At 71.3% G+C, this 13,020-nt stretch carries 18 protein-coding genes and 1 riboswitch; of the genes, 6 read left to right on the forward strand and 12 right to left on the reverse strand.

What is annotated here, in order from left to right; translation table 11 throughout:
* Nucleotides 1-27 precede the first annotated feature (27 nt).
* From ACIA6A_RS12775 to ACIA6A_RS12785, 3 genes are all read right to left on the reverse strand, one after another.
* Nucleotides 28-831: an energy-coupling factor transporter transmembrane component T family protein gene (locus ACIA6A_RS12775; RefSeq protein WP_396097703.1), complete on the reverse strand. Its 804-nt coding sequence runs from the start codon at nucleotides 829-831 to the stop codon at nucleotides 28-30.
* 109 nt (nucleotides 832-940) lie between these two features.
* Nucleotides 941-2,398, reverse strand: coding sequence for an ABC transporter ATP-binding protein (locus ACIA6A_RS12780; RefSeq protein ID WP_396097704.1), 1,458 nt, complete (start codon nucleotides 2,396-2,398; stop codon nucleotides 941-943).
* Between the two features lie 2 nt (nucleotides 2,399-2,400).
* Complete coding sequence (locus ACIA6A_RS12785) at nucleotides 2,401-2,991, reverse strand: ECF transporter S component (RefSeq protein ID WP_396097705.1); 591 nt, start codon at nucleotides 2,989-2,991, stop codon at nucleotides 2,401-2,403.
* A gap of 65 nt (nucleotides 2,992-3,056) precedes the next feature.
* Nucleotides 3,057-3,161, reverse strand: a riboswitch (TPP riboswitch).
* A 56-nt stretch (nucleotides 3,162-3,217) separates the two neighbouring features.
* Between ACIA6A_RS12785 and ACIA6A_RS12790 the strand changes: the two genes are divergently transcribed.
* Complete coding sequence (locus ACIA6A_RS12790) at nucleotides 3,218-4,033, forward strand: alpha/beta fold hydrolase (RefSeq protein ID WP_396098530.1); 816 nt, start codon at nucleotides 3,218-3,220, stop codon at nucleotides 4,031-4,033.
* 12 nt (nucleotides 4,034-4,045) lie between these two features.
* Entirely contained in the window at nucleotides 4,046-4,591 is a 546-nt protein-coding gene (locus ACIA6A_RS12795) for a DUF6328 family protein (RefSeq protein ID WP_396097706.1), read from the forward strand.
* Here the strand turns inward: ACIA6A_RS12795 and ACIA6A_RS12800 are convergent.
* From ACIA6A_RS12800 to ACIA6A_RS12830, 7 genes are read right to left on the reverse strand one after another with little or no spacing between them, the layout of a single operon-like run.
* Nucleotides 4,575-5,180 carry a hypothetical protein gene (locus ACIA6A_RS12800; RefSeq protein ID WP_396097707.1) on the reverse strand — a complete coding sequence of 202 codons (606 nt, stop codon included), beginning with the start codon at nucleotides 5,178-5,180 and terminating at the stop codon, nucleotides 4,575-4,577. The genes ACIA6A_RS12795 and ACIA6A_RS12800 overlap by 17 nt on opposite strands.
* Before the next feature lie 4 nt (nucleotides 5,181-5,184).
* Entirely contained in the window at nucleotides 5,185-5,598 is a 414-nt protein-coding gene (locus ACIA6A_RS12805; RefSeq protein WP_396097708.1) for a Fur family transcriptional regulator, read from the reverse strand.
* Nucleotides 5,595-5,912: an ArsR/SmtB family transcription factor gene (locus tag ACIA6A_RS12810; RefSeq protein ID WP_396097709.1), complete on the reverse strand. Its 318-nt coding sequence runs from the start codon at nucleotides 5,910-5,912 to the stop codon at nucleotides 5,595-5,597. The genes ACIA6A_RS12805 and ACIA6A_RS12810 overlap by 4 nt, the downstream gene beginning before the upstream one ends.
* The gene (locus ACIA6A_RS12815; RefSeq protein ID WP_396097711.1) at nucleotides 5,909-6,781 is read right to left on the reverse strand and encodes a metal ABC transporter permease; all 873 of its coding nucleotides are present in this window, start codon (nucleotides 6,779-6,781) and stop codon (nucleotides 5,909-5,911) included. Before ACIA6A_RS12815 ends, ACIA6A_RS12810 begins: the two co-directional genes overlap by 4 nt.
* Nucleotides 6,781-7,560: a metal ABC transporter ATP-binding protein gene (locus ACIA6A_RS12820; RefSeq protein WP_396097712.1), complete on the reverse strand. Its 780-nt coding sequence runs from the start codon at nucleotides 7,558-7,560 to the stop codon at nucleotides 6,781-6,783. The genes ACIA6A_RS12815 and ACIA6A_RS12820 overlap by 1 nt, the downstream gene beginning before the upstream one ends.
* Entirely contained in the window at nucleotides 7,557-8,480 is a 924-nt protein-coding gene (locus ACIA6A_RS12825; RefSeq protein WP_396097713.1) for a metal ABC transporter substrate-binding protein, read from the reverse strand. Before ACIA6A_RS12825 ends, ACIA6A_RS12820 begins: the two co-directional genes overlap by 4 nt.
* Before the next feature lie 48 nt (nucleotides 8,481-8,528).
* Nucleotides 8,529-8,744, reverse strand: coding sequence for a DUF6703 family protein (locus tag ACIA6A_RS12830; RefSeq protein ID WP_396097714.1), 216 nt, complete (start codon nucleotides 8,742-8,744; stop codon nucleotides 8,529-8,531).
* 78 nt (nucleotides 8,745-8,822) lie between these two features.
* Between ACIA6A_RS12830 and ACIA6A_RS12835 the strand changes: the two genes are divergently transcribed.
* The 3 genes from ACIA6A_RS12835 (at nucleotide 8,823) to ACIA6A_RS12845 (ending at nucleotide 11,118) form a co-directional block, all read left to right on the forward strand.
* Nucleotides 8,823-9,164 carry an antibiotic biosynthesis monooxygenase family protein gene (locus tag ACIA6A_RS12835; protein WP_396097715.1) on the forward strand — a complete coding sequence of 114 codons (342 nt, stop codon included), beginning with the start codon at nucleotides 8,823-8,825 and terminating at the stop codon, nucleotides 9,162-9,164.
* A gap of 17 nt (nucleotides 9,165-9,181) precedes the next feature.
* Entirely contained in the window at nucleotides 9,182-9,676 is a 495-nt protein-coding gene (locus tag ACIA6A_RS12840; RefSeq protein WP_396097716.1) for a hypothetical protein, read from the forward strand.
* Between the two features lie 62 nt (nucleotides 9,677-9,738).
* Nucleotides 9,739-11,118, forward strand: a complete 1,380-nt coding sequence (locus ACIA6A_RS12845) for a glycine--tRNA ligase (RefSeq protein ID WP_396097717.1) — start codon at nucleotides 9,739-9,741, stop codon at nucleotides 11,116-11,118.
* Here ACIA6A_RS12845 and ACIA6A_RS12850 read toward each other — a convergent pair.
* Nucleotides 11,096-11,776: a TetR/AcrR family transcriptional regulator gene (locus ACIA6A_RS12850; RefSeq protein WP_396097718.1), complete on the reverse strand. Its 681-nt coding sequence runs from the start codon at nucleotides 11,774-11,776 to the stop codon at nucleotides 11,096-11,098. The two genes, ACIA6A_RS12845 and ACIA6A_RS12850, sit on opposite strands and share 23 nt — an antisense overlap.
* 61 nt (nucleotides 11,777-11,837) lie before the next feature.
* On the opposite strand from ACIA6A_RS12850, the gene ACIA6A_RS12855 reads away from it, so the two are divergent.
* Nucleotides 11,838-12,533, forward strand: coding sequence for an alpha/beta fold hydrolase (locus ACIA6A_RS12855; RefSeq protein WP_396097719.1), 696 nt, complete (start codon nucleotides 11,838-11,840; stop codon nucleotides 12,531-12,533).
* Here the strand turns inward: ACIA6A_RS12855 and ACIA6A_RS12860 are convergent.
* Nucleotides 12,530-13,012 carry an XdhC family protein gene (locus tag ACIA6A_RS12860; protein WP_396097720.1) on the reverse strand — a complete coding sequence of 161 codons (483 nt, stop codon included), beginning with the start codon at nucleotides 13,010-13,012 and terminating at the stop codon, nucleotides 12,530-12,532. The two genes, ACIA6A_RS12855 and ACIA6A_RS12860, sit on opposite strands and share 4 nt — an antisense overlap.
* Between the last annotated feature and the right edge of the window lie 8 nt (nucleotides 13,013-13,020).

A 13,020-nucleotide genomic window follows, 5' to 3' on the forward strand; every position in this document is an offset into this window, starting at 1 on the left:
GACTAGGGGTGGCGCAACGCCTAGGTGTCAGCCGACAATGGGGTTGAAGAAGCCGGCCACGATGCTCGTGGTGAGGGCCGCCGCGGACAGCAGGGCCGCGCCCACCAGCAACGCGGTGTCGGCCCGGCGGAAGTGCTGGCGGCGGGCGTGGGTGCGGGCGATGCCCGAGTCGAAACCCCGGGCGTCCATCGCGGTGGCCAGGCGTCCTCCGCGGCGGAGGGCTCCCACCAGCAACGCGAACGCCGTCGAACTGAACAGGCGCAGCTTGGCGACCGGGTTGCGGCCCGCGTCGATGCCGCGGGCCCTTCGGGCCAGCGTGAGCATCTGCCACTCCGACGTCAGCAGCGGCACCATGCGGAACGCCGCCAGCGCGCCGATCGCGAACCTGGCCGGCGCCCTGGCGTTCTGCACGAGAGCGTCCGCGAGGTCGGTCGGGTCGGTGGTGGCGAAGACGATGATGCCGGGCAGCGCCACCGCGAAGACCCGCAGGACCAGTCCGAGCGCGTCCTTCACCACGCCGGTCGTGATGTCGAACGGTCCGAGTGTCACCAGGAGTGAGCCGCTGCGGTCCGCCGCGAACAGCGTCATCGTCACCAGGATGCCGGCCGCGCCCAGGGCGAGTGGCCACGCGCGCCGGGCCAGGAGGCCGTAGCGGACGCCGAAGAACGGCAGGACCGCGAGCTCGACGGCCAGGGCGATGGCCGGGGTGAGCGGGTCCAGTGTCGCCACCAGGGGCAAGGAGAACAGCAGGGCCGCGCCGAGTTTGGCCACCGGGTTGCGGCGGGCGAGGGGCGCGGCCGGATTCGCCACCGGCTCCAACGCGAGGGTCATAGCGGGCCCAGGCTGCCGCGCGAGCAGGAAGCGGGGCAGGAAGCGGGGCAGGAAGCGGGGCGGGAAGCGGGGCGGGAAGCCGGGCAGGAAGCCGGGCAGGGAGGCGGGGTCATAGCGGGTCCGGGTTTTCGTGGCGGGTGCGGGCCGGGAGGGTCAGAGGGCCCGGGGTGGGGTGCCGGCGGGGGAGGGGACCGGCCGGGGTGAGGTCGTGGACCCGGTCGGCCAGGGAGCGGACAAAGGCCTCGTCGTGGGTGACGGCCAGGATGCCATGGCCCCGGTCGCGCAGGCCGGCCAGCAGGGCGACCAGGTCGATCCAGGTGCGGCGGTCCTGGCCGAACGTCGGTTCGTCGAGGATGAGCAGGCGGGGGGCGGTGGCCAGGGCCGTCGCCACGCTGAGGCGGCGGGCCTCGCCACCGGACAATGTGTACGGGTTGGCGCCCGCCAGCGCCGTCAGCCGCAGCCGGTCGAGCAGCTCGTCGACGGTCGCCGAGACCGCGGCGGGGGAGCGGCCCAGCCGGCGGGGACCGAGGGCGAGTTCGTCCGCGACCCTCGACGTGACGAACTGGTGTTCCGGGGTCTGGAAGACCGAGCCGATGCGCTGGGTCAGCGTGGCCGCGCGCCAGCGGTGCGGCGGTTTCGGGTCGCCGAACGCGGTGACCCGGCCGGCGTCCGGGGCGAGGAGGCCGCCGAGCACGAGGGCGAGGGTCGACTTGCCGGCTCCGTTCGGGCCGGTCACCGCGAGGGCCTCGCCGGCCCGGACACCGACGCTGTGATCGGTGAGCCGGGTACGCACGGTGACGCCGGTTGCGCGTACCAGGAAGTCGGCGGGAGTGGCGACGGCCCGGTGCCGGGGCAGGGGATAGCCGGGCACCCAGACCCCTCGTTCGGCCAGCGACGGTCCGTGACCGGCGAACACGACCTCGGGGGCGCCGTCGGCCGCCACCCCGCCACCGGGTTCGAGCACGATCGCGCGGTCGACCAGCGGGAGCGCCTCGGCGACCCGGTGCTCGACGATGATCAGCGTGGTGTCGCGGTCGAGGACCCGGGTGATCGCGTCGCGGACCAGCTCGGCGCCCTCGGGGTCGAGGTTGGCGGTCGGTTCGTCGAGCAGCAGCAGCCCGGGGCGCAGCGCCAGGACCCCGGCCAGGGCGAGACGTTGCTGCTCACCGCCGGAGAGGGCGTCGGTCGGGCGGGTTATCGGGTACGGGAACCCGACCCGATCCAGCGCGTCGCTCACCCGGGGCCAGATGTCGGCGGCGGGCACGCCCCGGTTCTCGAGCCCGAACGCCACGTCGTCCCCGCTGCGCGCCATCACGAGCTGGGTCTGCGGGTCCTGGAAGAGGATGCCGGGCGTCATCCCGTCGACGGTGACCGTGCCCTCCTGCTCACCGGAGTCCTGCGGGAGCAGCCCGGCGACCGCGGCGAGCAGGGTGCTCTTGCCGGCGCCCGAGGGCCCGAGCAGGAGCACCCGTTCACCGTGCTGGATGCGCAGGTCGACACCGCGGACCGCCCAGGCCCGGCGCCCGGCGTGGCGCCACCCGAATCCCCGCAGCACGACCTCGGGCATGGCTAGACCAGCTCGCGCCGGCCGGCGGCGAACCGGTCGAGCACCCCGGTGGGGGCCAGCGCCCGGGTCAGCGCCCAGCTGCCGGCGCCGGCGACGACCGTGCTGCTGACGATCGTGAGCAGGGCGTACGGGATCCGGTAGTCCCACAGCGCGTACTTCGCGTTCCAGGCGAAGAAGTCGAACAGAGCCGCGCTGAGCCCGGTCAGAGCACCGGCGAGCAGGGCGGCCGGCAGCTTCCACGAGCGGTAGGCGAGCAGCACGAACGCGAGCTCGGCGCCGAGGCCCTGGACCAGGCCCTGCGGGATGACCACGGCGCCCCACTGCGCGCCGAGCAGCGCCGAGACGATCGCCGCCACGGTCTCGGTGTACAGCGACGCGCCCGGCTTGCGGATGATCAGACCGGCGAGCACGGCCGGGATGAGCCACACGCCGTACAGCAGGGTCTGGGCCGGTGGGAAGAAGCTGAAGGCCCCGCCGGTCGCGCCCCAGACGATGTTCCACGCCCAGAAGATGACGCCGAAGGCGACGGCGATGACGGAGGCGATCACGATGTCGATCGTGCGCCATCGGTACTCGGTACCGCGGTATTTCATGGTGCCTCCCAAGGGAATTGGGAGGAGACGCACGCCGATGACCGGGTTGTCCCCGGGCACGGCGCAGCTGGAGAAGACCGAGCTCCCTGCGCTGGCATTACCCAGATCAGGTTCTAGGGTCTGCGGTGTCACCCGCACTCTCAGCGCTGCGCGCTCCCCTGCCGGATTGCATGTGTTTCGATGACGCTAACACCATGCGGCGGTGCGGAACAGCGTGGAGGCTCACATGGAGATCAAGGCCCGCGGTTTTACCTTCGACGTCTTCGCGGGTGGTCCTGAGGACGGTGCGCCGGTGTTGCTGCTGCACGGGTTCCCGCAGGACCACCGGGAGTTCGACCTGATCCTGCCGCGGCTGCACGCGGCGGGGTTGCGGACGTTCTCGTACGACCAGCGCGGTTACGCCCCGGGGGCCCGGCCGGCCGCGGTCGCGGACTACGGGCTGCCGGAGCCGACGGCCGACGCGGTGGCCGTGCTGGACGCGCTCGGGATCGAGAAGGCGCACGTCATCGGCCATGACTGGGGTTCGCAGGTGGCGTGGTTGCTGGCCGCCGGGCACCCGGACCGGGTCAGTACGCTCACCGCGATCTCGGTGCCGCATCCGCGCGGGCTCGGCGTGGCGCTGCGCAACCAGCCGTCGCAGCGGGCCCGGTTCGCGTACATGAAGGTGTTCCAGTCGGCGGTGGCCGAGCGGTTGCTGCTGGCCGGCAACGGATCGGTGTTGCGGCGGCTGATGCGCCCGATCGGCGCACGGGCCGCGATGTACGCCACCGCGATGGCCGAGCCGGGCCGGTTGACCGGGGCCCTGAACTGGTATCGCGCGTTGTCCGGCCGGCACCTGAAGGGAGTCGGCAAGATCACCGTGCCCACCACGTACGTCTGGGGTGACGGTGACCCGACCGTCGGCCGGCCCGCCGCACTGGCCAGCGCGACCTGGGTGGAGGCGGAGTACCGCTTCGTCGAGCTGCGCGGCATCGGGCACTGGGTGCCGGAGGAGGCGCCGAACGCGCTGGCCGAGGTGGTGCTCGCCCGCATCGGCGTTTGACGCTTTCCCAACGTGGGAACACCGGTCGCCGTGGCCGCCGAGAAGCATCTGAGCAAGCATGAGACCGAAAAGCAGCGTTGGAACCGCAACTTCGCGGATCTGTTGCAGGAGTTGCGGGTCGCCCAGACGGGCGTGCAGATTTTGTTCGCGTTCCTGTTGACCCTGCCGTTCAGCAGCGGATTCCCGAACACTACGGCGTTCATGAAGGACACGTACGTCGTCGCGCTGATCTCCGCCGCGTTCGCGACCGCGATGATCATCTCGCCGGTGGCGTTCCACCGCGCGCTGTTCCGCCAGGGCCGCAAGCCGGAACTGGTCCGGTACGCGCACCGGATGGCGACCGGCGGCCTGGCCTTCATGCTCGTCGCGATGGTCAGCAGCGTCCTGCTCATCACGGACTACCTGCTGAACATCTGGGCCGCGGTGATCCTCACGGTGATCACCGCCGGCTGGTTCCTGACGTTCTGGGCCGCGATCCCGTTCGCCCGCCGCAACTGGATGGACGAGGACGACGAGGAAGACGAAGAAGAGGACGAGGCCGCTACCGACCGGGTTTGAGGCCGAGGTCGCGCAGCTCCAGCGCGGCCAGCGCCTCGACCGCGGCGGCGTCGCCGTTGCGCCAGGACTGGGCGATGTCCGGCCCCAGCTTCGTCAGCTCGTTGAGGGGCCGGCTCGCCAGCGCGCGCAACGCCAGCAGGTCACGCCCGGCCGGCTCGCTGCGGACCCTGGCGGCCACCCCGGCGCGGCGCATCCAGCGCAGCCGCAGCGGCAGCCAGAGGAACAGCACCAGCGCGAGCGGCACGGCGATGATCAGGACCGCCATGGTCACCGCCAGGTTGTCGATGATCTCCTGCTGCTGGCGGCCCGCCTCGGCCATGTTCGCGGCGGAGCCGGCCGCACTGTTGAACGGCGAGGTCAGCTCGTCACCGACCAGCGGGACCCGGCCGACCTTGCCGCCGATGTCGGTCAGGTTGCCGGCGATCCCGGTGCCGGCCTCCTGCAGTTTCTGCCCGGGCACGGCGAGCTTCTCGACCTGGTCGTTGATCCACAGGCCGGCCCGGATCCAGGCGTAGACCCAGAACACGACCAGCAGGTCGGTGATGAGTTGACGGACGGCGACGGGGACGCGATCGGCGTAGAACTTCACGCGGTCAGGATGCTGGTTTTTCCTTCGCGGCGCACTCCGTACAGGTCCCGAAGATCTCCATCGTGTGCGAGACATCGACAAAACCGTGCCGACCGGCGACCTTCTCGGCCCAGCTCTCGACCGCCGGTCCCTCCACCTCGACGGTGCGGCCGCAGGAGCGGCAGACCAGGTGGTGATGGTGACCGCTGCTGCAGCGCCGGTACAGGTGCTCGCCACCGGGCGGGCGCATGACGTCGATCTCGCCGGCGTCGGCGAGTCCCTGCAGTGTGCGGTACACCGTGGTCAGCCCGACGCGTTCGCCGCGTTCGCGCAGGATGGCGTGCAGATCCTGGGCGCTGTGGAAGCCCTCGCAGTCGGCCAGCAGATCCCGTACCGCGGTTCGCTGCTTGGTGTTCCGGACAATTGTTTCCTCGCTCATGAGACCTCCCGCGCGTGGCTGACGGCATCGGCGACGATGTGCGCGACGTGTTCGTCCACCAGTGAGTATGCGATCTCCCGGCCGCGGCGGTTACCGCGCACCACGCCCGCGCCGCGCAACACGCGCAAATGCTGCGAAACGAGCGGCTGCGGCGCGCCGAGCTTCTCGACGAGCTCGTGCACGCAACGCTCACCCGCGCCGAGTTCGGCGACGATCGCCACCCGGATCGGCGCGGACAGGGCGCGCAGCAGCTCACCCGCGGCCTCGTACGCCTCGTATCCGGTGGTCTGACCCGGCACGGCCTCGGCGGTCATCGGGCACCTCCCTGCAGCACGACGTCGGGTGGTTCGGAAAGGTGTTCCGGCGGCAGCTTGCGGCGCAGCACGCGCCGGACCGCGGCTCCCACGGTGATCGCCAGGAAGACCGCGATGGCCAGGATGACGATGGTCGCGCCGGGCGGGGTGTCGAACTCGCCGGAGACCCCGACGCCGGCCGCCGCGGCGACGACACCGATCAGCATGGCCACCGCCATCGTCGTGCGGAAACCGCGGGTGACCTGCTGCGCGGCTGCCACCGGCACGACCATGAGAGCACTGACGAGAAGCAGGCCGACGGTGCGCATGGCGATCGTGACGGTCACGGCGGTGGTCACCGCGAGCAACAGATTGAGGGTACGGACGGGAAGCCCCGAAACCTTCGCGTACTCCTCGTCGTTGCAGACCGCGAACAGGGCCGGCCGCAGCGCGAGCATCGCCACGAGCACGGCGGTGCCCAGGACCGCGATCACGATCAGGTCCTGCCGGGTCGTGGTGATCAGCGAGCCGAAGAGGTACTGCACGAGGTTGCCGCTGTTGCTGTCGGAGAGGCCGACCAGCACCACGCCGCCCGCGATGCCGCCGTAGAAGAGCAGGGCCAGGGCCAGGTCGCCGGAGGTGCGGCCGCGTTCGCGGACGAGCTCCACGCCGATCGCGCCGAGCACCGAGACGATGACCGCGGTGAGCACCGGGGACTGGTGCAGCAGCAGCCCGACGCCGACGCCGGTGAGCGCGACGTGACCGATGCCGTCGCCGATCAGCGACAGCCGGCGCTGCACCAGGTAGATGCCGAGCGCGGGCGCGGCCAGGCCGATGATCAGCGCGCCGACCAGGGCCCGGATCATGAAGTCGTACTGGAAGAGTTCCACTAGTTCGCCGGCATCCGGTCGGTGGGGGCCACGCAGATCACCGGGCGTTCCGGCTCGGCGTGCGGGTGGACGTGGTCGTGACCGGCGGTGGCGTGGTGCCCGGCGGGTTCGGGGACCTTGCCCTCGTACGCGATCCGCCCGTCGTGCACCACCACCGCCTTGTCGATGAGCGGTTCGATCGGGCCGAGCTCGTGCGCGACCAGCAGGATCGTGCCGCCGCGGGCGGCGAAGCGGCCCAGCACCCCGGCGAACGCCTCCTGGCTGGCGGAGTCCACGCCGGCCGTGGGCTCGTCGAGCACCAGCAGGTCGGGGGCGCCGGACAGGGCCCGGGCGATCAGGGTGCGCTGCTGCTGACCGCCGGAGAGCGTGGTGACCGGGTCGTCGGCCCGGTCGAGCAGCCCGACGTCGGCGAGCGCGGCCCGCACGGCGGCGCGGTCCGCGGCCCGGGCCGGCCTGAGGATGCCGCGCCGGGCGAGCCGTCCGGACGCCACGACCTCACCGACCGTGGCCGGGACGCCGCTACCCGCGCCGATGCGCTGCGGGACGTACCCGATCCGGGCCCACTGGCGGAAGCGCCGTTGCGGCGTACCGAAGAGGTCGATCTCCCCGCCCGCGAGCGGGACCAGGCCGAGGACCGTGCGCACCAGCGTGGATTTTCCGGAACCGTTGGCGCCGAGGATCGCGACCACCTGGCCGTCACCGACCTCCAAAGTGACGTCGCGCAGCACGTGGCGACCGCCGTACCGCACGGCGCCGTGGCGCACCGAGACGATGCTCATGAGGTGCACCCCAGGGCGGTGGTGAGCGCGGTCAGGTTGGCCCGCATGACGGTGAAGTAGTCGGCGCCGGGCTCGGACACGCCCTCGAGCGGGTCGAGGACCGCGGTGCTCGCCCCGACCTCACGGGCGATGGTCTCGGCGACCTTCGGACTGACCAGGGTCTCGAAGAAGATCGTGGTGGTTCCCGTGGCTCTCGCCTCCTCGGCGGCGTGGGCGAGGCGCTGCGGGGACGGCTCCGCCTCGGGGGAGATCCCGGTGACGCCGACCTCGGTCAGCGCATACCGGTCGGCCAGGTAGTGGAAGGCCTCGTGACTGGTGACGATCTCGCGACGCTGACATGTTCTCAGCCGGGCCGCGTAGTCGGTGTCGAGCGTCGCGAGCTCGGCGCGGACGGCCTGCGCGCGGCTCGTGTAGTCGTCCGCGTGCGCGGGGTCGGCCTGCGCGAGGCGGGCGGCGACGGCGTCGGCGATGGTCGCGTAGCGCTCGGGGTCGAGCCAGACGTGCGGGTCCAGCCCGTGGCCTTCCTCTTCCTCGCCCGGGTGGTGCTCGTGCGCCTCGGCGCTCAGCAGCTCGACCACCGTGCCGACGTCGAGCGAGCGGTCCGCGGCCTCCTGCTTGACGGCCTGGTCCACGGCCGGCTGGAAACCGCCGAGGAGGACGACCACGCCGGCGTCGACGATCTGGCCGACCTGGCGCGGGCTGAGCTCGACGTCGTGGGGCTCGGTGCCCGGCTTGGTGAGGCTGGTGACGGCGACCTGCTCCCCGCCGATCCGCTCGGCGAGATATTGCAGCGGGTAGAACGCGGTCACCACGTCCAGCCGGCCACCGGAGAACCCGCTCGCGCGCTGGGCGCAGCCGGCCGTCGGCACCAGCGTCAGCGCGGCGACGACCGCGGCGAGGACCCTGCGACGCGGCTGCATGTCATCAACAATGACCGATAATGGGAATGATTGTCAAAAGCGCATGCTTCAGATCACCTTCGCGATCACCGCGCCGAACAGCAGGGCGAGCATGACCAGGCGGATCGCGCGTACGGACGTGGTCTGCACCGGCCACGTCGTGAACGTGAGCCCCGACAGCCCGGCGGCGAGCAGGAACAGCAGCGCGGCGCCGAGGATCCCGGGCAGCAGCAGGCCGGCGAGGAACACCGCCAGCGCCAGCACGAAGGCGGTCGTCGGGTTCACGCGCGACAGCCTGCGCAACAAGCTTCCGGCCGGGGGCGGGGTCACGTCGTCTCCTGGGGGTGTGCGTAGGCTCACGTCATGCTGGTGCTGAACCGCTTCGTCGTCCCGCCCGAGACGCAGGACCCGTTCGTCGAACGGGCGCACGCCGCCCTGGCCGCCCTCGCGGCAAGCACCGGATACCGCTCCGGACGGCTCACCCGCGCACTGGACGACCCCGCCTACTGGACCCTCGTCACCGAGTGGGAATCCGTGGGAGCCTACCGGCGCGCGCTCGGCGGTTTCGACGTCAAGGTGCACGCGACCCCGCTTCTTGCCCTCTCGCTCGACGAACCGTCCGCGTTCGAGACGCTCGCCACCGCCGATCCGGGCGCCCCGGTGGCCGTGGCGGCCTCCGACCGGGCCGCCGACTTCCCCCGCTGAGCCGTAGGCTTGACCCCATGACCGCTCCGGTGCACCTCCCTGCCCCGCCGCAGGGTCCTGGGGTCTACCCGCCGTTCCCGGCGCCGCCCGTCGAGGGCCGCCGGCGCCGCCGCGGCCTGGCGATCGGGATCGGCGCCGGCGCGCTGGTGCTCGCGATCGTGGGCGGGCTCGCCGCGGTCATCGGGCTGGGCACGGTCATGACGCGCGCGCTCAGCGAGCAGGTCGAGGCGACGATCGACGACTACTACGGGGCGCTGCTCGACCGCCGCTACGGCGAGGCCTACGACATGCAGTGCGAGCAGCAGCGCCGGGACCGGACCCAGGCCGAGTTCACCGCGGGGGTCACCGGCGAGGAGCCGGTCGTCCGCTGGGACATGGTCTCCTTCTCGCTGCAGACCGGCACCGCGGCCGTCGACCGGTGGTATTCCGGTGGACCGGCCCGCCAGGTGACCGTCAACCTGGACCAGAACACCAGCACCGGCAGCTTCGAGCTGTGCGGCTTCACCGAGTAATCTGCTCTTTTGTCCCTGTCCCACCACAAACTCCGCCGACAACCAGCCGGCGTAGGAGGAACATGCCCGCCGACCGTATCGACGCCGTCGTCAGCCTGGCCAAGCGCCGTGGCTTCGTCTTCCCCTCCAGCGAGATCTACGGGGGCACCCGCTCGGCGTGGGACTACGGTCCGCTCGGCGTGGCGCTCAAGGACAACGTCCGCCAGCAGTGGTGGAAGACGATGGTCCAGCAGCGCGACGACATCGTCGGCCTCGACTCCGCCGTGATCCTCGCCCGCGACGTGTGGACCGCCTCGGGCCACATCGACGCGTTCGTCGACCCGCTGACCGAGTGCCAGTCGTGCCACAAGCGTTACCGCGCCGACCACCTCGAGGAGGCGTGGGAGGCCAAGCACGGCACCCCGCCGGCCTCGCTCAGCGAGCTCAACTGCCCCAACTGCGGCAACAAGGGCACGTTCACCGAGCCCAAGATGTTCAACGGGCTGATGAAGACCTACCTCGGCCCCACCGAGAGCGCCGACGGCATGCACTACCTGCGCCCCGAGACGGCCCAGGGCATCTTCGTCAACTACAACAACGTGGCGACCTCGGCCCGCAAGAAGCCGCCGTTCGGCATCGCGCAGGTCGGCAAGAGCTTCCGCAACGAGATCACCCCCGGCAACTTCATCTTCCGGACCCGCGAGTTCGAGCAGATGGAGATGGAGTTCTTCGTTCAGCCCGGCACCGACGAGACCTGGCACGAGTACTGGCTCGAGCAGCGCTGGAACTGGTATCGCGACCTCGGCCTCTCGGAGACCAACCTGCGCTTCTTCGAGCACCCGGCGGAGAAGCTCTCGCACTACTCCAAGCGCACGGTCGACATCGAATACCGCTTCCAGTTCGGGGGCACCGAGTTCGCGGAGCTCGAGGGCATCGCCAACCGCACCGACTACGACCTCTCGACCCACTCGAAGCACTCCGGCGTCGACCTGTCCTACTTCGACCAGGAGAAGCAGGAACGCTGGGTCCCGTACGTCATCGAGCCGGCCGCCGGCCTCACCCGGGCCGTCCTCGCGTTCCTGCTCGAGGCCTACGACGAGGACGAGGCGCCCAACACCAAGGGCGGCGTCGACAAGCGCACGGTCATGCGCTTCGACCCCCGCCTCGCACCGGTCAAGGTCGCGGTGCTCCCGCTGTCCCGCAACCCGGAGCTGTCCCCGAAGGCCCGCGGTCTCGCCGAGCTGCTCCGCAAGCGCTGGATGGTCGAGTTCGACGACTCCCAGGCCATCGGCCGCCGTTACCGCCGCCAGGACGAGATCGGCACCCCGTTCTGCGTCACGGTCGACTTCGACACCCTCACCGACGACGCCGTGACGGTCCGCGACCGCGACACCATGAAGCAGGAACGCGTCTCCCTCGCCCAGATCGAGGACTACCTCATCAAGCGCCTGCCCGGCTGCTGATTTTCTGGCCTCCGCTGTGCCCGACGGCCCCGTTCCCCTCCCGGGGCGCGGGGCCGTTCCCGTGCAGCAGGGCTGTGGTCAGGGCCTGGGTCAGCCAGGTTCTGGTCCGGGGGAGTGGCCACGAGAGGTCGTCGGTCAGGGTGAAGTAGGCCCTGTTGCTGAGGTGGAACCAGAGGATGTCGGTTGCCTCGGCGGCGGTCATGCCCGGTTTGAGAGCGTGCAGGGCCGCCAGGCGGGCGGCTGTCACCGCCAGGCCGTTGCGCAGGCCGGCATGGGCCAGGTCGAGGGCCTCCTGGACCGTCGGCTCCTGGGGGGCCGCGGCGTAGACCTGGCGCAGCAGTGGTGACCAGCGTGCGAACTTGGCCGCTGAGATGTCGACGATGGACCTGAGCAGGTCGCCGGGGTCGGTGAGCTCCGCCAGCTGGACGAGGAGCTCCCGGTTCTCCGGAGAGGTCGTCGTGGTCTCGATCAGGTCGCGGAGCAGGCCGTTCTTGCCGCCGCCGACCGCGTAGACCGTCGCCGGGGCGACCCGGGCGGCGCGGGCGATGTCCTCCACCCGGGTCGAGAAGTAGCCGTTCGTCAGGAAGAGGTCGTGGGCCGCCGCCCGGATCGCTTCCTTCGTCGCTCGGGCGTACTCGGCCCGTCGTCCTGTTGCCACGCTCACATCGTAGACGAGCGTCGGTTCAGTAGAGTGCACTCTGATCAACAGAGGAGACTCCATGAACTTCGTTCTTGTCCCGGGCGCATGGCACGGCGGCTGGTCCTGGCACCCGGTCGGGCAGCGGGTCCGGTCGGCCGGTCATGGTGCGTACGCGCTGACCCTGCCCGGCCTGGCGATGGGTGACGACGCGACCGGGCTGCGGCTCGCCGACGCCGTCGACCACATCGTGGCCGAGGTCGAGCGCCGCGACCTGCGCGATGTCGTCCTGGTCGGGCACAGCTTCGCCGGGATCCCGATCACCGGGGCGGCACCGCGGCTGGGCGGGCGGCTCGCCGGCATCGCGTTCGTCAGCGCTTTCGTGCCGCTGCGCGGCCAGTCGATGGCCGACGCGATGGGACCGGAGATGGGCCCGTGGATCCGCGGCACCATCGACGCGTCCCCCGACGGCACCATCGGGGTGGACTTCGCCTCGTTCCGGGCGTCGCTCATGCAGGACGAACCCGAACACCTGCAACGCCTCGTGTACGACCAGCTGACCCCCCAGCCCGGTGGCTACATGCTCGACGCACTCGACGTCGACGGGGTCGGCACCCTGGGCGTACCCGTGAAATATGTCCTTGCCGAACGTGACCTGGCGCTCGCCGCTCCCGGCGCGGAACTGGCCGCCCGGGCCGGCGTGGAACCGATCATGGTGCCGGGCACCCACGAAACGCTGCTGACCCACCCGGACGAGGTGGCGAAGGCCATTCTCTAGAAGGTGAAGCCACCCGGGCGGTCGTTGCGGTCGGCGATGAGGCCGGCGAGGGTCGCCACGGCGATCTCGGCCGGGGTCCGGCTGCCGATGTTGAGGCCGATCGGGCGGTGCACCCGGGCGATCTCGTCGCCGGGGACGCCCAGGGCGCGCAGGGCCTCGACGTGCGGGCCCTCGTGGTGGGGGTTGCCCATGATGCCGATCCAGCGGGCGTCCGTCGCGAGGGCCTGCCGGAGGATGTCGCCGATCTCCGGGCGGTGGTGGTCGGTCAGCACGATGTCGGTGTGCTCGCTCACCTCCGCGGCGGACAGGTCGTCGACCAGGGCGTCGCCGTGCGGGCGGGGCGGGCCCTGCAACGAGGTCGGATCCGGCTCGACCAGGGTGCATCGGAAGCCCAGGTCGAGACCGAGGCGGAGCAGGGCCTCGGAGACCGGGGACGCGAAGACGGCGATGAGATGGCGGGGGCTCTGCACAGGCTGCACGTTTTGAC

The organism is Actinoplanes sp. NPDC051494, from assembly GCF_044454705.1.
Lineage (GTDB): Bacteria > Actinomycetota > Actinomycetes > Mycobacteriales > Micromonosporaceae > Actinoplanes.